This window comes from Rathayibacter sp. SD072, assembly GCF_017355185.1.
Lineage (GTDB): Bacteria > Actinomycetota > Actinomycetes > Actinomycetales > Microbacteriaceae > Rathayibacter.
In genome coordinates this window covers 1-17,838 of sequence record NZ_JADILJ010000028.1, presented here as the reverse complement: position 1 = coordinate 17,838, position 17,838 = coordinate 1, and the positions used below count along the sequence as shown (strand labels likewise).

The following is a 17,838-nucleotide window of genomic DNA, read 5'->3' as shown; positions in this document are numbered from 1 at the left end:
ACCCCGGTGCGATGGACCGGGGGTGCCGCGCGGTCATCCCGCTTTTCCTTATTGAGCGCGCGCAGCTGAACGTCCGTGGTTGATCTTCGGCACGTGCACACGACCGGACTGCGCGACAGCCTCGCTCGCCGGCCGGCCCTGCATGACATCGGCGCGCATATGCACGTCGATGGCGTCCTGCGGGATCCGTGGGCCGTCGCCGAATCAAACATCGACGGCATCAGCTTCATGACGACGTTACTAACCGAGCCTTCCGGCATCTCTGCGACCGCGAGCTGACGCGCCGTCTCAAAAATGTCGCTGCGTCCACAGAATTCACTGGTGAACCGGCGGAGAGGCTGCTCAGGCGGCGGAAGAGTGATGCAGGGCAAGGATCGCGGAGCGATCCGCGGCAGTTCCATCCTCATCACGATTCATTGGCTCCAGATGTCGAGATCCTCGAACCGGCCGGAGTCAACTCCGGCCGGACAGATCGGGCTCAGTCCAACGCGCTCTGCCTCGATGGCGAAGATCGTGACCATCCCGGGGACGATGTCCTCGTCTACGGCCGCGTTCCGGCTGCGCACGAACTCCACGACTCCTTCGATCCACCACTCTTCGTGCTCGGCGAACTGGCTCGGACTCATCAGCCGCTCGTCCACTCGCACCTCGCCGAGGACGACGTCGCGGGAGCGACCGGCCGCGATGGGGAACGCCCAGTCTCCCGAATCGAGGCGGAGAGGAGGTGCGAGGACCACCGCCCGGATCAGGATGTCTGAAGCGGGAGCGTCCAGGTCGACCGGGGGGCAAATTCAAGGATCATAGAAATATCCTAGAGTCGTTCGTCGCTCGTTGCGTAACGTCCGCGAAACTTGGCGTGTGACAACCCGAGATTCCTTCGAACTTCCCGACGACGTCCTTGCGGCGTCGGATGCGTTCGGCAACCGGGTCCGGCTGGCGATCATCGACTTCCTGGTGCAGAGCGGACCGTCGACCAGGGGCGCGATCGCGAGCGCGCTCAACGTCAATCTGAAGACCCTCCAGTTCCACCTGGCCGGGCTCAGAAGCCTCGGCGTTCTTCGCGTACGCGCACTTCAAGCCTCGACGGGTGATTGGCATCGGCAGGAGTACGTCCTGGACCGCGCTCGACTCGATGTCCTGGTCCTCGCCCTGCAGAAGTGGTCCGCTCCGCTGCAGTCGTGATGTCGTTGCCCACCCGGACAGTAGCTGCCGGCGGTCGTTCATCTACGGACTTGCTGCACTACTGCATCGCGTATCTGCTGACCTAACGGCGATCCGTCGCCCGCGAGCTCGATCAGAGCTCGGATGAGCTCCACTTGATGCACTCGGGGTCGACCCAGCGCGGCCGCCAGATCGTGCGTCAGCGCGTTCAAGGTTCGATAGGTACTCGGCGGCAGATCCGCCGTCACCCTGATCGGTTTAGTCCGGATCGGAGGCCCTGCTGGTACTGCGCGCGTCGGCTCGACGGTCCCGGAAGGTGTGCGGGCGGCGTCGCGAAGCCGCTCTGCCAGGTGTTGCGCGGACGAATTCACGGCAATTCCAGGAGTTCCGCGACCTCGCGCGAAACGGCTTCGAATACAGAGCCGAATGCGACACGAGACCCGAAGGACTGTGCGATCACTTCTCGTCGAGCTACTTCCGATTCGAGAACCTGATGTCCGAGCTCGGTGATGATTTCACGGTACATCCGCGTCGATCGAGCGTTCGTTACTGTTCTGTTCAGCAGTACGACCGTCTTCGCGTCTGCAGGTCGGTCACCGCGCTCGAGCTCGATGAGTGCTGAGACGTCTTTAAGCCTTTCGAAGTCGAGCAACGTGGGCGCCATGGGGACGACCAGGACGTCGGCAATCGCTGCCGCTGTTATCCCCCGCTGATCATCGGTCGGTGGAGTGTCCACGACGACTATCTCGATGCCGGGCGGCACGATGCCGCCGAGGCGAGAATCCAAGTTCCGGACCGGCAGTGCGATCGTCGGGATAGCCCATGCCGCACTCTCGCTCCATCGAAGAAGAGAGCCCTGAGGGTCAGCATCCACCATGAGGACGGCGCGATCGGTGGTGGCGAGCTGATGAGAGACGAAAGCAGTCGACGTCGTCTTCCCCGTTCCGCCCTTCAGGTTGACGAATGCCAGCGTCTTGTGGTTCATGTGCAAGTACTCACTTCAGTAGGTCCTTCATCAAGTAGTGCGGTAGCTACTGCAGGCCGCATTCGGTTCGGTCCTCGAGCCGCCCATAGGCGGCCCGCACTTCGTCAGTGCACGGCGACAGCGTTGGCCCGCGCCTGAAGGCCCTCGAGGGTGCTCTCGCATGCTGGGCATGGAACCCAGACGTCACCCGAACGCACCAGTCGCGTCGTCGAGTCGCACCCGCCGCACCAGGGGGACTGAGCGCTGCATCGTCGGCACCAGCCGTGCCTTTCCCAGAGGTGTCCTTTCGTGGCACAGAGTGCGTTCATCGTCTCGCGAGGGGCAGGGCGCTCGCGGTCGTCAGTCACTCGAAGCCACTCGTACGGGCTTGCTTCGATTCCCGCAACCACGAATGCGACTGGGTCGACCACGGTCGCTCGTGCTCGACCGAGGATGGCGCTCGAAGCCTGAAGAAGATCGATCATCTGGACGCCGTTGTGAAGAAGACCAGCGGAACGCAACTCGATCAGTCTGTTCTCGAGTCGCGATCGATCCAGCCTCGGGTGCAACTGACGTAGCAGTTCGGCCGTCTCGTCGGTGTGATCCGGAGCGGGGGCAGGCGTTTTCGGTAGTCGAGATGATGAAGTTCTTATCGAGGGGTGTTCTTGAGATTGATCTTTCTTAAGAGCGGGATGGCCCGTTGTCGGTTGCCTCGCGGCGGGTGACCGGACTTCGGTCGATCCGTGTGCGGGTATTCCTCCTCGGCTTATGGCTGCCGCGAGGTCGTGGTCGGTGCATTGTGCGGTCGACTTGTCAGTCCCCGACTCACCCGACTCGTCCACCGGGAGATCCGTAGGACGACCCGTTGTCGGGTTTCCCTCCTTGGCGTGGCCCCCGGGGTGGTCGGCAATTGGTTCAGGGTCCAGCACGTGGAAGACGAGCTTCCGGGGCTGGCCGCCGATCTTCTTACCGGCCTCATCGACGGACCCTGCCGGCCAGCGAACGGTCTCCGCCCGGAGGTATCCAGCACTCTCGAGCCGCCGTCGCGCTGCCAGGAACGCGTCCTTGCCGAGCCCGAGGTCCCGCTGTGCGCGAGCTTGCGTGATCGCGTAGTCGCGGCGGTGGCTCAGGAGGTACAGATAGATGCTCAGGGCGTTGCCGACGACCCGCCGGTCGCGGGTCCACCAGCTTCGGTACTGGCCGAACTCGCGCTCGAAGGTCAACTCCGGTCGGACGAACTCGGACTCAGCGGCCATGATGAGCTCGGGATCGATCGACGGATGGCTGCTGACCGTTCTGCTTGTGACCTAGGTGTAAGCATTCGTTACGCATGAGCCAGACGGTAGCGCCAAGGTGGACAATCCTCACTTTCTCAGCAAGGGTTGGCGCATGAGCAACGTTTTCAGCATCCCGGGCGGTGACCACGCCGCGACCCCGGAGCGCATCACGCTCTTGGCGTTCCGACGACGCATGACGATGGCATCCCTCGCGCGGGCGTCAGGCATCCAGCGCACGTACCTGAGCCAGAAGATGCACGGGAAGACGCGGTGGTACCTCAAAGACGTCGAGGCGATCGCGGCGGCGCTCGACACGAGCATCGCGTTCCTGACCGGCGAGACCGATGACCCGGAACGCATGCCCGGCGGCGTCTTCGTCCCCTCCGAGGAGTACAGGGCGTTCTGCGATTGGCGCGAAACGTACGCCCGGAACCACGAAAGGCCCGCCGAAGCGGGCCTTCCAGCACTCTCGCGAGTGGCACTGTCTCAACCAGTACTCGGTGGCTCCGAACCACCGAGTGGTCTGGATTCCGAGTGCGCCCGGAGGGATTCGAACCCCCAACCTTCTGATCCGTAGTCAGATGCTCTATCCGTTGAGCTACGGGCGCAGTCCATCGCGTGGCCCCGGGGGGCGCACGCAACGAGGTACGACTATACACGGCGGGCGGCCCCTCCGCGAATCGGCGGCGGGCCCGCGGGGGACTCCACTCCTCCGCGGACCCGCCGGTGCTCAGTCGGCCGCGGTCATGCGGGCTCCCGCGCCCGTCAGCTTCGCGACGGTGAGGGTTCCGATGGGCTGCGGAGCGCCCTCGGGCGAGATCACGAACGCGTTGCGCGCCACGTAGAGAGCGCCGTTCTTCAGCTCGATCGCGGCGGGTGAGGTGACGTCGAGACCGGTGATCGGCGTCGACGTGCGCGGCAGGATCAGGGCGACGCGGCCCGTGCCCTGCGCTCCTCCGAACAGCTCGGTCAGCGCGATCGTGCCGGTGACGCGGTCGACGGCGAGGCCGGTGGCGCTGATGAGGCCCGTGGCGACGGTGCGGACCGCTCCCGTGGTCGGGTCGACCTTCAGCACGGAGCCGCGGGCGCCCAGGCTCGCGTCCTCGGGGCCGCCGGGCAGCGAGGTGACGTACAGCTGCCCTCCGGGGCCCACCTCGACGTCGGTCGGGACGGGCTCGAAGGAGTAGCGGGAGCCGACGGTGCAGGCGGGGAACCCGTTCGCCGCGGCCGCTTCGGCGGTGACGACGACCGGTGCAGTCGGCGGCAGGACGGCGACGGTCGAGACCGCTCCGTTCGGCGCCACCTTCACGATCGCGTTGCCGGCGGCGTCGGCCACGTAGACGCCGGCGGCTGTGGCGGTCGAGGCGTACGGGTGCACGTCCACGACCCCCGAGTAGGAGGCCGGCCCGGGCAGCTGCGCGGCGCAGTCCGACGGCAGGTCGACGAAGCCGTAGGTGCTCCCGGCGTCGGGGTTCGCGCTCGCCTCGTAGGCGCCGAGGTCGGCGAGCACGGTCGGCGCACCGCCCCCGGTCGGGATCGACTTCAGCAGTGCGACTCCCTGCTCCTGGATCCCCTCGGTGTAGTAGACGGTGGAGCCGCGGACCGAGACCGAGCCGATCTCGGAGCCGGGGGCGGTGGCGGCGACGGCTGCGGTCGCTGCAATGAGGTGGCGCTTGTTCACGAGGTGCTCCTTTGCACTCGGGGTGCGGGCGGAGCCGAAGACGGATCGAGCGGTCCGCTTCTCCGACCGCGACGGCGGGAACGCCGATGCGGGCAGGCTAGGACTGCGGGCAGCCGATGTCCAGGTGCCGGGGGTCGATGTCCCCTCGGCGGGGACGCGTCACTCCTGGGCGCGGTAGTCCGCCCGGTACTGCGACGGGCTCGTGCCGGTGACGGCGCGGAACTGGCGTGAGAAGTAGAAGGCGTCGGAGTAGCCGACCGCGCGGGCGATCTCGGCGACGGAGTCGTCGGTCGTGACGAGGAGCTCGCGGGCGCGCGCACTGCGCAGCCGCTTCACGTACTCCACCGCGCCGAGGCCGGTCGCGCGGGTGAACAGCGCCGAGAAGTGCGAGGGGCTGAGTCCCGCCAGGGCGGCGAGCTCGGTGAGGCTCGTCGGCGAGGCGAAGTGCTCGCGGAGGTGCTCCTGCGCCAGGCGGATGCGGTCGCCGGACTCGACGGGGCCGCGGGAGCGGTCGGCGGCGAGCTGCGCGAGGAGGTGGAACGCGGCTCCGCTCGCGCGGTACAGGCTCGAGGCGGTCTCGTCGCGCTCGAGTGCGAGGACGGCCTGCTCGATCAGGGCCTTGGCGGCGAAGGCGTCGCCGACGGGGACGACGGGGGAGGGGGAGCCGCCGAGGACGGCCTCTACGAGGGCCGGCGCGTCCGCTCCCCGCACGTGCAGCCACCAGATCGACCACGGGTCGGCGGGGTCGGCTCCGTAGTGGTGCGGCACCGAGGCCGGGATCACGACGGCCTGCCCGGAGGCGACGGCGGAGGTCGCCTCGCCCGTCCGCACCCGGCCGCGACCGGCCGTGCAGAGGATGACGATCGCCTCCTCCGCCCCGCTCGGCCGGCTGCGGCTGTGCGCGAGTGCGTGCGGGAAGTGTCCAGCATCCGTCACGAGGAGCCGGTCGGTGATCGGCTCGGTCAGGGCCCGCTGCACTAGTGGGGCCGGGAGGACCCGCAGTCTCTGCCCGAGGAATCCGTCCGTCATCGTCACGTCACCGAGTGTAGGAGCACCGGAGGATCGTCCAGCAGGGCCCGTCCGATCCGCCATGGGATCGGCGCGGACCGCTGCCTAGGCTGGCGCCATGACGGCTCCGAGCTCCGCCCTGCACCCCGACTCCCGCTACTCGCCGGTCCCGCTGCCCGCCCATCTGCCCGAGAAGCTCACGATCACGCTCTGGGACTTCTCCTGGTATGTCCGGACGGGGCCGGGCGAGCCGTTCGAGGACCTCGACGCGGCCTTCGCCGGCGCCCTCGAGCGCGGGTACAACACGATCCGCATCTGTGCGATGCCGTTCCTCCTCTTCGGCTCGGGACTCGACACGAGCGCGCTGCGGCTCGGCCCGCTCGGCGGCGACTACGCGCAGCGCGTGCGCTGGTACGACGTGAAGGAGGAGACGGTGCTCGACGGGCGCGCGCACCTGCTCGCGCTGCTCGAGGCGGCCCTCCGCCACGGCGTGTTCGTGATCGTGTCGTCGTGGGAGTACCAGCAGTCCTCCTCCTTCGCCCTCGAGCGCGACTGGTTCGACGCCCTGATGGAGGTGGATCCGGAGGATCGGGCCGTGCGGCTCGCCGAGGCGCAGGCCGCCCTCGTCGCGTTCGCCGCGGAGCACGGGCTCGACGACCGCATCGCCTACGTCGAGCTGCACAACGAGGTGCAGGCCGGTCATCTGACCGAGGGGCTGGACGTCGACCTCGCCGACATCGACGCGGCGACCGTCGCACTCGCTCCGCGACTGACCCGCGGCATCGACCGGTTCCACGAGCTCGCACCGGGAGTGCCGTGCGCGGTGAACTACGCGCACGTGCCCGTCGGCGGCATGCGCGGGATCCCGTGGAACTCGGACGTGCTGGCGCTGCACCCCTACATCTACGGGGTGCTCAACGAGATGATCCGCGAGTTCGGCCTGCGTGGGCCTCTCGAGGGGTTCGAGCAGGAGCGCGCCGAGCGGGCCTTCCTGCTGCCCGGCGCCCCTCCGATCGCCGAGTGGACGCTGCCGCCCGAGTCGCAGTGGAAGCTGACGGCCACGATCGTGGGCCGGGGCGAGATCTACGCGCACGACTGGGGCGACGCCTCCGCCATCGACCGCTGGCTCGAGGAGCACTACGACCGGCACCACCTCGAGATGCGCTCGACGCTGCGCCAGTGGGTCGCGGTCGCGGCCGACCACGCGGCGATGCGCGGCGTTCCGCTCGTCTTCGGCGAGGGCTGGGTCGGCTACACGCCGCTCGAGGGGCGCTTCGAGGAGGGGCCGATCGGCGCCGAGTACTGCCGACTGGCGATGACGGAGTCGCGGCGCGTCGGTGCGTGGGGCTCGATCGTCTGCTCCAACGCCGCTCCGCAGCACCCGATGTGGGACGACGCCGCCCTGCAGATGGAGTGCAACGCGCTGTTCGCGGGGGAGTAGGGCCGGCGCGGGAAGGGCCGTCCGCCCTTCCCGCGCTCACTCGCGGTGGAACAGCAGCAGCTCGGGCAGGCTCGTCGCGAAGTAGTCGGTCGAGCCGTCCTCGCGCACGGCGGCGGGCGCGGTGAACTGCGGTCGCGCCTCGCCGAGACTCGCGGGGGGAGTGCCCAGGGGAAGGCCCAGGGCGGTGCGGGCGGCGTCCCAGGCCGCGAGTGCGCGCCCCTCCCCGCCCTCCCAGGGCTGGAAGCGCCGCGATTCGAGCAGGTCCAGCGCCTCCGCGGCCCGGCCGGCCGAGGTGAGGAGCTCCGCGTAGCCGACCGTGAGATCGTCGCGCGAGAGCACGAGGGGCAGCTCGCGGTCGAGCCGCTCGAGCCGGTCCCCGTGCCCGAGGCGGGCGGCGAGCTGGTCGAGCTCGTAGAGGATCCGGGCGTCGTCGGGGGCGAGCTCCCGCGCGCGGAGGTACGAGGACCACGCCGCGTCGTCGTCGCCCGCGTCGTTGCAGGCCGAGAGCCCCGCGTTGCGGTGGGTGACCGCGTCGGTGCTGCCGCCCTCGATCGCGCGGCGCCACTGCTCGGCCGCCTCGCCGCGGCGGCCGGCGTCGTAGAGGAGCATGCCGAGCAGCGAGCGCGCGCGGAGGTCGGAGGGGTCGGCGACGATCGCCGCGGTGAGCGCGTCGTGCGCATCGAGGCCGGCGGGGAAGGCGCGCACGGCATCGGCCGCCGCGGCGTCCCGGCGCGCGAGGGCCGCCTCCTCCGCGAGGCCGCGCCGCTCGAGGAGGTGGCCGAGCAGGTAGCCGGCGATCGCCGCGGCGCTGCCGGCCCCCTCCGGTGCCGGCGCCCCGTGCAGGACCGACGCGAGCAGTCGCTCCGCCTCAGCCGCCTCGCCGAACGAGGCCAGGTCGAGCGCCACGTCGATCCGCTCGAAGGGGTCCTCGGGGTCGCGGCCGTCGAGGGTGCGGGCGAGCTGGTCGAGCGGATCGGTGCGCAGCGTCTCGCGGAGCAGCCGCGTCGCCTCGTCGTCGCGATCGAGGGCGCGGAGGCAGACGGTCGCGAGTGCGCGGGCGCGCAGGTCGTCGGTGTCGAGGCGGAGGGCGGTGCGCAGGTCGTCGAGGGCGGCGGAGTGATCGCCCGCCGAGGCGAGCAGGCACGCGCTCTCGACGAGCGCCGCGTGCGCCCACTTCCCGTCCCAGGCGGCCTTGCCGAAGGCGGCGGCGGCCTCGCGGAGTCGTCCGAGGCGCACGAGGACCAGTCCGCGCAGGTGCATCGCCTCGGTGTCGGCGGGGTTGCCGTTCAGCGCGGTCAGACGACGGAGCGACGCGTCGCAGTGCTCCAGCGCCTCGGCGTACTCGCCGCGGCGGTAGGCGTGGTCGGCGAGGGCGAGACGGACCTGCGCGTGCCCGGGATCCCGGCGCAGCGCCTCCTGCCAGTAGGGCAGCGGGGAGCGCGTCGGGTGCCGGTACTGCGCGAGGTGGACGCCGATCAGATGCAGCTCGTCGACAGACGCGGCCTCTCGGGGTGACGGGGGCTCGGTCGCCGTCGCGGGCTCCTCCTGGGCCGCCGACTCCGGGACCTCGTAGGCGAGCAGGGTCTCACCCCCGGCGCGGACGATCAGCGCGAGGCCTTCGGGCCCGGGTCGCGAGGTGGGGACGTCGGCCACGAGCGGCGCTCCGGGCGCGAGATCGACGGTCCAGGACTCGAGCACGGCGCCCGCCGCGTGCAGCTCGACCCTCGCACCGGGGTGCGACCGGGTGACCGCCACTCCGATCCGGATCCGGCCGCCCTCCACGTCCAGGTGCACGGCGGTCCCACGGGTGGCCTGGTGCGCCACTCCGATGCCGCTGATCGGGAACCAGTACTGCGAGAACGTCTTCGTCTCGCCGGGCATCAGCCACGAGAAGTCGGGCTGGTTGTCGGTGAAGACGCCCGCCATCAGCTCCACGTAGGGTCCGTCCTCGTCGGTCAGCTGCGCGTCCCAGGCGTGGCCGAAGGGTGCGTCGCCCCAGGTCCACTGCTTCTTCCCGGGTGCGAAGCGGCGGTCGGCCCAGTGCACGAAGCCCGCTCCGGCCCGGTGGTCGTAGCCGCCGAAGAACGAGTCCTCGGTGCGCAGCACCATGTAGGAGGTGGGCACGGGGATGTTCCGGTAGAAGTCGAGGCGGTCGGCGCCGGGCTCCTCGGCGGCCCTCGCCGGGTAGTCGACGCCGTAGTAGGGGCGGTCGGCCGCGGGGAACGCGGTGATCGCCCGGCGCGCGTGGTCGGCGACGTGCTGCACGTCGCGCGGGAAGAACGACTGGTAGTCGTCGTGCACACGCGCGGCGACGTTGGCCCACCAGAGGAAGGTGCGGCGCTCGCGGGTGCGGTTGTGCAGGCGCACGTCGAGCTCGACGACGCTGGACCCCGGGCGCAGGCGCACGCCGTGCAGCCCCTTCATGCGGCTGAGCGGGCCGTGGTCGCCGCACCAGACGACGACGGAGCCGTCCTCGGCGCGCTCGATCTCGTGCCGCGTGGGGAGGAAGGTGCCCGGGCGGTGGTGCTGCGGCCAGTTGAACTCGACCCCGCCGCTGATCCAGGGGCCGGCGAGGCCCACGAGAGCGGGCTTGATCACGCCGTTGCGGTAGAAGAAGTCGTAGCCGGTGGTCTTGTCGTGGCCGGAGTGGATCCGTCCGCCGAGCTCGGGCAGGACGACGACCTGCACGAACTCGTTCTCGAGCACGACGGCGCTCCAGTCGCGGTCGACGGGCTCCGCGGCGATGCGGTCGATGAACGGCAGCGGGTACACGCGTCCGCTCGAGCCCTGGTAGACGCGGCGGTCGAGGAACATCGGCAGCCGGCTCGGCTCCTCCGGCGCCCAGGTGGGCAGTGTCAGCACGGTCTGCCAGACGGCGGCGCCGCCCTCCGCGATGACGGCGGCGGCCTCGGCGGGCGCGGGCAGGAGCGAGGAGGAGGCGGCGGTGGATCCCATGCTGCCGAGGCTAGGGAGGAGCGCGGCCGTTCAGGAATGGGCGGATCGGGTGCGGGCCTGGACGATCCTCCGGTGGCGTCGCTGTCGGCGGTCCTCCTCCCCTCCGCGCGGTGGAGCGAGTTCTCCACAGGTCGGCTGGGAGCCGCCGACACCACACCTGGATGGGTACTACTCTCCTGCCACGGGGCTGAAGCGGACCGTCGCCGGCGCGGATGCGCACGAGCGGCTGAGGAGAGGACTACGGATGAGCAGAACGGAACGAGCGGGGCGGGCCGGCCGTCGGAGGGGGCGCCGACGGGTCGCCGCGACGGCGACCGGATGCGCTCTCATCGGCGGGCTGCTGGGCTCGGGAGCGCTCGCGCTGCCCGCCTCGGCCGCGGGCGAGCCCCCGCGCACCACGATCGACAACACCCTGCTCCACGGCGGAGCGACGAACGAGGGGGTCACGACGGTCTCGGCCTGGCTCCGCGCCGGCGAGGTGCTGCAGGTCGATCTGCATCCGCTCAAGGGCGGCTCGGGAGCGGGCGAGGGCGAGACGGGAGGCGGGACGGCGGCGATCACGGCACCCGACGGCTCCGTGCTCGACTCGCAGGTGTTCCCGCGGGGTGCCCCGCCCGGAACGACGGCGGGCGGGTCCTTCGTCGCGGAGCGGACGGGCGTGTTCCGCGTGAGCGTCACGGATGACGACGTGGCGACCCCCGTGAACCTCGTCTGGAGCGTCGGCGTCGCGTCGTCGTCCGGCGCGGCGATCGCGGGCAGGGTGTGGTCCACGTCGTACGGGATCCAGTCCGGTGCTCGCGAGAGCTACGCGAGCCCGGAGCAGCGCGCCTCCTCCTTCACCCTGCACGCCGTCACCGAGACGGGTGCGCGCTACGACATGACGCTGCGCGACTACGACGGAGTCGCGTCAACGCTGCAGGCGACGAACAAGGGCAACGTGCGGGTCGGCTCCTCCGACCCCTCGTACCTCTCGGTGCCGATGCCGCAGTCGAGCGAGGCGGGAGGGATCGGCGCGCAGTACCTGCAGCCGTCGGGCCGCGCCGGCGTCGACGGCCTGCAGACGTACAAGCTCTTCCTCGACCCGCCCTCCGCCGACCTGCCGGCGTCGATCGCGCCGGCGTACGAGGCTCCGACGATCGGGTCGCTGGCCTACCGCCGATCGGGTTCCGGGTCGAACGCCGGGGCGCTCACCGGGGTGCTGGGTACCCAGCCGGGCACCGTGGCGGTCGACATCGACGCCGACGGCGACGGCGCCTACGACGGGGAGCGAGACGTCCACCTGTCCGAGATCCTCGCCCGGCCCGGTGCGTTCTCCGTCGACTGGAACGGCCTCGACGCGCGGGGCGACGCCGTCGACGCGGCTGATCCGGACGTCCGGTTCCGCGCCTCGATCGGCCGCACCAACGAGTTCCACTTCACGCGTGTCGACGCCGAGACCTCGGTCGGCGGCGTCTCGATCGTGCGCTCCAGCGGCGGCGGCGGCGATCCCACCTCCGTGCACTGGGACGACTCGCTCCTCACGGGATCGAACTCCGAGCGCTACTCCGTCACCGCGCCGACCGTCTCCGGCGACGCGGGGGCCGACTCGCGCGGCGGCGTGCACCGCTGGCGGAGCGACGACTCCGGCGCCGGTCGTGCGCCGAACGCCAACGACTCCGTCCACGGGTCCTACGGCGATCTCCGTGCGATCGACGACTGGTCCTACGGGGCCGACGGAGCGGTCGCCGAGGCGGGGCTCGGAGCGCTGAGCCCCCACGTCACGATCGCGAAGACCTCGTCGGTGCCGTCCGACGTCCCTCTCGCGCCGGGCAGCCGCGTGCCCTACCGGGTCGCCCTCACCTCGGACGGCACGGGCGACGTGGTCGACGCGGCGGTCGTCGACCACCTCGACGAGGGGGTCCTCGACGACGCCGATCTCGATGCGGCGTCGATCCGCACCTCCCACGGCACCGCGACGATCGATCCCGCGACCGGGCGCATCGACTGGGCCGCGGGCACGCTGCCGGTCGGCACGGTCGCCGAACTCCTCTTCGACGTCGTGCTGCACGTCGGCGGCGACGGCGACCGGGCGCTCCTGAACACGGCCTGCCTCGCCGGGGTCCCGTTCCAGCCGTCGGAGTCGACCGTCGGCACCGATGCGAACCCGTGCGCGACCGTGCCGCACACCGTGGGCGAAGCGCAGCTCCGGATCCGGAAGACGGCGTCGCAGCCCTCGGCCGAGCACGGCGGCACGGCCGGCTTCGACGTCGTCGTGGTCAACTCGGGCACCGTCGACGCCACAGGAGTGACGGTGACGGACGTCCCGACCCTCGAGCACCTCGCCGAGGCCGTGATCGAGAACGGCACCGGAGGAATGCAGCCGGCCACCGAGCCGGTCACCGGCCTCAGCATCCCGGCCGGAGGGCGGATCGTCCTGCACGTCAGCGGGCGCGTGGCCGACGGCTACGACGCTCTGACCCTGCCCAACCGCGCCTCGATCACCGAGCAGCCGCCGGGCTTCGAGCCGCCCGTCGTCGAGGACCCGTGCGTCGATGACGCCACCGCCTCCTGCGCCGAGATCCCCGTGCCCGGAGTCGAGGGGCGTCTCGAGATCGTGAAGACCGCGCTGAAGGACACCGTGGCTCACGGAGGACGCGCGGGCTTCGAGATCGTGGTCCGCAACACCGGAGCGCGCCCGGCGGAGGGCTTCACCCTCGTCGACATGCCGACGCTCGCTCACCTGTCCGGAGTGACGATCTCGCAGGACGGCGGCCCCGCGAGCAGCGACCTCTCGGTCGAGGGACTGAGCCTGGCTCCGGGCGCCTCGACGACGTTCCGTGTCACCGGTCGCGTGGCGGACGGGGTCGACGCCTGGACGATCCCGAACCGCGCACGGATCGACGATCCGCCGGCGGGCTTCGCGCCGACCGGCGTCGGCCACCCGTGCGCCGATGAGGCGGCGGCGTCCTGCGCTCAGGTCGCCGTGCCGCCGGTGGGAGTCGTCCCGACGGTGCTCGCATCGACCGGTGCGCTCGCATCGACCGGTGTCGCGGGCGGAGCGGGAGTGCTGGGAGCGGGGGTGCTCCTGCTGACCGGCGGCGGGCTCCTCCTCGCCCGTCGACTCCGCTCGACCTCGACCGCCGCACGACCCTGATCGATCGGATCCCCGGCGCCTGTGCACGCCGGGGATCCGGTCCTCCCTCTCCACCCGCTACTCGAAGGCGACGATGACCTCCCCCTCACCTCTTCCGCTCCACGTCACCGAGCGCTTCCCGCTGCCCGGTGGGCTCACTGGCGTCAGCACCTGGTCGGCGCCCGACCCGGAGCGCCTCGAGCAGCTGCTCCGGACCCGCGTCGGCCACGCGCACCCGGATCGCGAGCCGCCGCGGCGACTGCACCTCGTCACCGCGTCCGTCGTCCTCATCGAGGAGTGGCGGGCGGGGGAGCTCCGTCCGGTCGATCCGATCCGAGAGGCCCGCACCGACGTCCGCTGGGCACGTGCGCTGCGGCGTTCCCGGCGGCCGATGTGGCTCCGCCGCCTGATCGGACCCGCTGATCTCGCGGATCCCGGTGCTCCCCACGCCGTCGCGCGGAGCACGGAGCGCGGTCCGGCCGATCGGAGCGGGGGATGAGCTCAGGCCCTGAGCGTCCACTCCACCGTCGCCGGGCCGGGAGTCTCGCGGCCGTCGGCCACCAGGACCGCGCCGTCGGGGACGTCCACCACCACCGACTCCCGGTCGGCCGAGACCACGAGGTCGCCGAACGGCGTCGGCACGACGGCGGCCGCCCAGTCGAGGCCGCAGAGCTCCGGGTCCACGGCGATCCGCGACCAGCCGTCCGCGAGCGGTGCGATGCCGAGCACCAGCTCGGGCAGCAGTGCGGCGGGGCCGGCTCCCCAGGCGTGAGCGAGGCTCCTGCCGAAGGGGCGGCCGTACATCGCGAGGGGCTCGCCGTCGCCGGGGAACTCCTCCCAGAAGGTCGTCGCTCCCGCGTCGAGCATCGGCATCCAGCGCGAGCGGAGGAGTGCCACCGCCTCGCGTCGACGACCCGCGGCCCCGAGAGCGCCGAGCGCGAACGCCGCCATCCAGGGCGTGCGCGGGCGGGCGGCGCGGATCGCCGCGATGACCGGCTCCGTCGGCTCGATCAGACCGGCGAGCGCACCGAGGAAGCACGTGTGCGGGTCGTCGACGCACGGTGCGCCGCGGTGCTCCTGGGGGTCGTCGAGGTACCGGCTCCACGCGCCGAGCGTGCGCGCGCGCTCCTCGAGCGTCGAGCGGAGGGTCGCGGCGAGGTCCCGCCAGCGGCGCTCGCCGGAGTGGCCGACGCGGGCGAGCAGATCCGCCCCCGTCGAGAGCGCCCAGAACCAGAGCGCCTGCAGTGCGGTCGAGTCGCGTCCCGGCTCCGGTTCGACACCCCAGTCGATCAGCACCGGGCCGGTCTCCTCCGAGAAGCCGCCCGGGCTCCGGGGTCGCAGCACGGCGTCCGGTCCCGCCTCCTCGGCGAGCCGCTCGAGGAACGCGTGGACGCCCTCCGCTTCGCGCTCCAGGTGCTCGCGCTCGCCGAAGAAGCGCTGCAGGAACCCCTGTCCGATCACCCACCACAGGGAGTAGTCGGCGAGCCCGTTCACGTACCCGCGGCGCTGCCGTCCGAGCGCGACGAGACCGTCGCGCACGATCCCCGGATCGGCGACCGTGTACGCGTTCACCGCGGTGGCGAGCGCCTGATCGCCGATCCACGGCATCCGGTCGCGCTTGGCACCGTCGAGCACGAGCCCCTGGAGGCAGGTGCGCAGGGTCCAGGACGCGACGGCCGCGATCCGCGTCAGGCCCTCGTCCGAGCAGGCGAACGCACCCGCCGGTCGCGAGGGCCGGATCGACGCGTCCACCGCGGCGTCCGTCACCTCTGCGTCGTGCACGGCGAGGAAGCGGAAGCCCAGCCGGTGCCGCGTGGTCCAGCGTCCGCCGCCCAGGTCGACGACGTCGTGCCGCGTCTCGGGCACGGCGTCCGAGAGCGCCTCCTCCCGCGACTCCCCGCTGACGACGCGCGGAGTGCCGGAGTAGGTGAGCACCGGTCGGCCGAGGAGGGTGCGGCCCGCATCGAGCAGTCCCTCGCTCGCCACCAGCGGCAGCCGCACCACGGGTTCGTCGTCGAGGTGCGGAGGAGTCGCGCCGCCGGGCCGCACGCGCGCCGCCACCCAGCGGTCCCCGTCGAGGACCTCCCAGCCGGTCGCGTCACCGACCGCCAGCGCGGCGGCTCCCTCGGCCCTGACGGTGACGACCAGATCCCGCCCGCCGGCGTCGAGTGCCGACCACCCCCCGGGGAGGGCGGCGGCGGGCGCATCGGCCGTCCACTCGCCTCCCGGGAGCAGCTCCACCGCACTGGCTCCGCGGAGCCGGAACGCGGTCCGCCCGTCGGGGCGCCCGTGGTCGTCCGAGTAGTCGACGAAGCGGCCCGCCGCCCGTCCCTCGGCGACGATCCGCTCGAGGAGGCCGAGCTCGAACTGCGCCGGGCCGTAGAGCCAGACGGTGCCGGCTGCCGGAGCGGCGTGCCCGGGCGCCGGGTCCGGGGAGACCGCACGCGCGTGCGCGCGGATCTCCCCGGCCGTGCGCGGGGTCACCCCTTCACGGCTCCCGAGGTCATGCCCGCCACGATCTGGCGGTTGAAGAAGATGTACATCACCAGCGGCGGGATCGTGATGAGCAGCACGTCCATGAAGAGGAGGTTCCACGACGACACCGACTGCGAGGAGAAGTTGTACAGCGTCAGCTGCACGGTCGCGTTCTCGTCGCCCGGCAGGAAGTACAGGGCGTAGGTGAAGTCGTTGAACACCGTCACCGCCTGCACCACGATCACGGTCACGATGACGGGCTTCAGCAGCGGCAGCACCACGGTGAAGAACAGGCGGAACGGACCGGCTCCGTCGATCGTCGCCGCCTCGTCGAGCTCGCGCGGGATCGTCGAGACGAACGCGCGGAACAGGAGGATGCAGAACGAGAGGCCGAAGGCGATGTGCACCGCGATCAGGCCGGGGAGGGTCTTGAAGAGCTCGAGGCCCTGCAGCACCCAGATCGTCGGGACGACGGCGGGCGGGATGATGAGGCCGGCGAGGACGAGTCCGTTGACGAGCGGGTTCCACCTGGAGCGGCGGCGCTGCAGCACGTAGCCGACCATGGCGGCCAGCACCACCATGACCGCGACCGAGACGATCGTCAGGATCGCACTGTTGACGAAGGCCCGCAGCAGCACGAAGTTCCGGGCCGAGACGACCTCCTGGAGGTTCTCGACGAAGTTCCACTGCGTCGGCATCGTGAAGCCCAGCAGCGACGCCTCCTGCTGCGTCTTGGACGCGGTGAGGACGATGAAGACGAAGGGGACGATGAACACGATCACGGCGAGGACGATCGCGGTGATCCCTCCGCCCCAGCGCCAGAGGCGCGAGCCGCGGCCGACACCGCGCTGGCGCACCTTGGCGCGGAGCGGGTCGGCCTCGAGAGGGGCGGTCGAGAGCGGAGTCGGGGTGAGCGGGGTGGTGGTCACAGCTCCTTGTCCTTCCGGTTGAGCCAGGCCGAGAGCGGGAAGATCAGCGCTGCCACGACGAGGAAGAGGATCACGTTGCCGGCGGTCGAGAGACCGTAGAAGCCCGCCTGGTACTGCTTGTAGATGACCGAGGCGACCACGTCGCTCGTGAAGCCGGGGCCGCCCTTGGTCATCGCCCAGATGAGGTCGAACGAGCGCAGCCCGCCGATGAGGGAGAGGAGGATCACGGTCACCGTCGCGGGGCGCAGGAGCGGCAGCGTGATGTGGCGGAAGTTGTGCCAGGCGCCCGCGCCGTCGACGCGGGCGGCCTCGAAGTAGTCCTGCGGGATCGCGACGATGCCCGCGATGTAGATGAGGGTCGCCAGCCCGACGCCCTTCCAGACGTCGACCAGGGCGACCGAGAGCAGCGCCCACTGCGGGTCGGTCAGCCAGCCCGGGCCGGCGACGCCGATCGTCGCGAGGCCCTGGTTGATCAGGCCGTCGAAGGGGTCGAGCAGCACCTTGAACGTGATGCCGATGCCGATCGTCGACACGAGGACGGGGAAGAACACGACGCTGCGGAGGAAGCCGCGCCCGATGATCTGCGAGCTGAGCAGGAGGCCGAGCAGCATCCCGAGCACGATCTTCAGCCCCGAGGTGATGGCCGCGTAGATGAAGGTGTTGACGAAGCCCGTGGTCAGCGCCGGGTCCTGGAAGAACTCGACGAAGTTCTCGAGACCGATGAAGGTCGAGTCGAACAGCGTCCACCGCGTGAGGGAGAAGTAGAGGGAGGCCGCCGTCGGCACGAGGAACAGGACCACGTAGAACACGCCGGCGGGCAGGTAGAACCAGGTGG

The 17,838-nt window shown here is 71.1% G+C and carries 15 protein-coding genes and 1 tRNA gene; 6 read left to right on the top strand and 10 right to left on the bottom strand.

Annotated elements, in window-relative coordinates:
• The first annotated feature begins 93 nt into the window (after positions 1–93).
• Entirely contained in the window at positions 94–279 is a 186-nt protein-coding gene (locus tag IOC53_RS11985) for a hypothetical protein (RefSeq protein ID WP_207406007.1), read from the top strand.
• A gap of 134 nt (positions 280–413) precedes the next feature.
• Here the strand turns inward: IOC53_RS11985 and IOC53_RS11980 are convergent, their stop codons facing one another.
• On the bottom strand, positions 414–737 hold the full coding sequence (locus tag IOC53_RS11980; RefSeq protein WP_207406005.1) for a hypothetical protein: 324 nt from the start codon (positions 735–737) through the stop codon (positions 414–416).
• A gap of 121 nt (positions 738–858) precedes the next feature.
• Here IOC53_RS11980 and IOC53_RS11975 point away from each other — a divergent pair, with 121 nt between their 5' ends.
• The gene (locus IOC53_RS11975; RefSeq protein ID WP_207406003.1) at positions 859–1,182 is read left to right on the top strand and encodes a helix-turn-helix domain-containing protein; all 324 of its coding nucleotides are present in this window, start codon (positions 859–861) and stop codon (positions 1,180–1,182) included.
• A 346-nt stretch (positions 1,183–1,528) separates the two neighbouring features.
• Here IOC53_RS11975 and IOC53_RS11970 read toward each other — a convergent pair whose 3' ends face one another.
• A complete protein-coding gene (locus IOC53_RS11970; RefSeq protein WP_207406002.1) occupies positions 1,529–2,146 on the bottom strand; it encodes a ParA family protein in 618 nt (205 codons plus the stop codon).
• A 104-nt stretch (positions 2,147–2,250) separates the two neighbouring features.
• Positions 2,251–3,381: a hypothetical protein gene (locus IOC53_RS11965; protein WP_207406000.1), complete on the bottom strand. Its 1,131-nt coding sequence runs from the start codon at positions 3,379–3,381 to the stop codon at positions 2,251–2,253.
• A 133-nt stretch (positions 3,382–3,514) separates the two neighbouring features.
• Between IOC53_RS11965 and IOC53_RS19665 the strand changes: the two genes are divergently transcribed.
• Entirely contained in the window at positions 3,515–3,979 is a 465-nt protein-coding gene (locus IOC53_RS19665; protein ID WP_207406050.1) for a helix-turn-helix transcriptional regulator, read from the top strand.
• Here the strand turns inward: IOC53_RS19665 and IOC53_RS11955 are convergent.
• The 3 genes from IOC53_RS11955 to IOC53_RS11945 all read right to left on the bottom strand — a co-directional run bounded on the left by IOC53_RS11955 (position 3,938) and on the right by IOC53_RS11945 (position 6,112).
• Positions 3,938–4,010 (bottom strand) — tRNA-Arg (locus IOC53_RS11955). The genes IOC53_RS19665 and IOC53_RS11955 overlap by 42 nt on opposite strands.
• Positions 4,011–4,132: 122 nt before the next feature.
• Positions 4,133–5,083: a ScyD/ScyE family protein gene (locus tag IOC53_RS11950; RefSeq protein WP_207405998.1), complete on the bottom strand. Its 951-nt coding sequence runs from the start codon at positions 5,081–5,083 to the stop codon at positions 4,133–4,135.
• Between the two features lie 159 nt (positions 5,084–5,242).
• Positions 5,243–6,112 carry an AraC family transcriptional regulator gene (locus tag IOC53_RS11945; protein ID WP_207406048.1) on the bottom strand — a complete coding sequence of 290 codons (870 nt, stop codon included), beginning with the start codon at positions 6,110–6,112 and terminating at the stop codon, positions 5,243–5,245.
• Between the two features lie 97 nt (positions 6,113–6,209).
• Here IOC53_RS11945 and IOC53_RS11940 point away from each other — a divergent pair, with 97 nt between their 5' ends.
• Positions 6,210–7,532: a cellulase-like family protein gene (locus IOC53_RS11940; protein WP_207405996.1), complete on the top strand. Its 1,323-nt coding sequence runs from the start codon at positions 6,210–6,212 to the stop codon at positions 7,530–7,532.
• A gap of 36 nt (positions 7,533–7,568) precedes the next feature.
• On the opposite strand, the gene IOC53_RS11935 is transcribed toward IOC53_RS11940, so the two are convergent.
• Positions 7,569–10,487 carry a DUF5107 domain-containing protein gene (locus IOC53_RS11935; protein ID WP_207405994.1) on the bottom strand — a complete coding sequence of 973 codons (2,919 nt, stop codon included), beginning with the start codon at positions 10,485–10,487 and terminating at the stop codon, positions 7,569–7,571.
• Positions 10,488–10,731: 244 nt separating this feature from the next.
• Here IOC53_RS11935 and IOC53_RS11930 point away from each other — a divergent pair, with 244 nt between their 5' ends.
• Both IOC53_RS11930 and IOC53_RS11925 read left to right on the top strand, forming a co-directional pair.
• On the top strand, positions 10,732–13,620 hold the full coding sequence (locus IOC53_RS11930; RefSeq protein WP_207405992.1) for a DUF11 domain-containing protein: 2,889 nt from the start codon (positions 10,732–10,734) through the stop codon (positions 13,618–13,620).
• Positions 13,621–13,693: 73 nt separating this feature from the next.
• Positions 13,694–14,098: a hypothetical protein gene (locus IOC53_RS11925; protein ID WP_207405991.1), complete on the top strand. Its 405-nt coding sequence runs from the start codon at positions 13,694–13,696 to the stop codon at positions 14,096–14,098.
• Positions 14,099–14,100: 2 nt separating this feature from the next.
• On the opposite strand, the gene IOC53_RS18945 is transcribed toward IOC53_RS11925, so the two are convergent.
• The 3 genes from IOC53_RS18945 to IOC53_RS11910 all read right to left on the bottom strand — a co-directional run.
• Positions 14,101–16,083: an alpha-L-rhamnosidase C-terminal domain-containing protein gene (locus IOC53_RS18945; protein ID WP_207405989.1), complete on the bottom strand. Its 1,983-nt coding sequence runs from the start codon at positions 16,081–16,083 to the stop codon at positions 14,101–14,103.
• Positions 16,080–16,931 (bottom strand): carbohydrate ABC transporter permease, encoded by an 852-nt coding sequence (locus IOC53_RS11915; RefSeq protein ID WP_207406046.1) that lies wholly within the window; start codon positions 16,929–16,931, stop codon positions 16,080–16,082. Before IOC53_RS11915 ends, IOC53_RS18945 begins: the two co-directional genes overlap by 4 nt.
• 68 nt (positions 16,932–16,999) lie before the next feature.
• Positions 17,000–17,838: carbohydrate ABC transporter permease (locus IOC53_RS11910; protein WP_242683263.1), on the bottom strand; the 839-nt coding region annotated here is incomplete at its 5' end.

What these genes read in the sequence shown, in the direction of transcription:
- IOC53_RS11970 (WP_207406002.1), bottom strand. Translation starts at nt 2,146, where the DNA reads ATGAACCACAAGACGCTGGCATTCGTCAACCTGAAGGGCGGAACGGGG.
- IOC53_RS11965 (WP_207406000.1), bottom strand. Translation starts at nt 3,381, where the DNA reads ATGGCCGCTGAGTCCGAGTTCGTCCGACCGGAGTTGACCTTCGAGCGC.
- IOC53_RS19665 (WP_207406050.1), top strand. Translation starts at nt 3,515, where the DNA reads ATGAGCAACGTTTTCAGCATCCCGGGCGGTGACCACGCCGCGACCCCG.
- IOC53_RS11945 (WP_207406048.1), bottom strand. Translation starts at nt 6,112, where the DNA reads ATGACGGACGGATTCCTCGGGCAGAGACTGCGGGTCCTCCCGGCCCCA.
- IOC53_RS11940 (WP_207405996.1), top strand. Translation starts at nt 6,210, where the DNA reads ATGACGGCTCCGAGCTCCGCCCTGCACCCCGACTCCCGCTACTCGCCG.
- IOC53_RS11935 (WP_207405994.1), bottom strand. Translation starts at nt 10,487, where the DNA reads ATGGGATCCACCGCCGCCTCCTCCTCGCTCCTGCCCGCGCCCGCCGAG.
- IOC53_RS11930 (WP_207405992.1), top strand. Translation starts at nt 10,732, where the DNA reads ATGAGCAGAACGGAACGAGCGGGGCGGGCCGGCCGTCGGAGGGGGCGC.
- IOC53_RS11925 (WP_207405991.1), top strand. Translation starts at nt 13,694, where the DNA reads ATGACCTCCCCCTCACCTCTTCCGCTCCACGTCACCGAGCGCTTCCCG.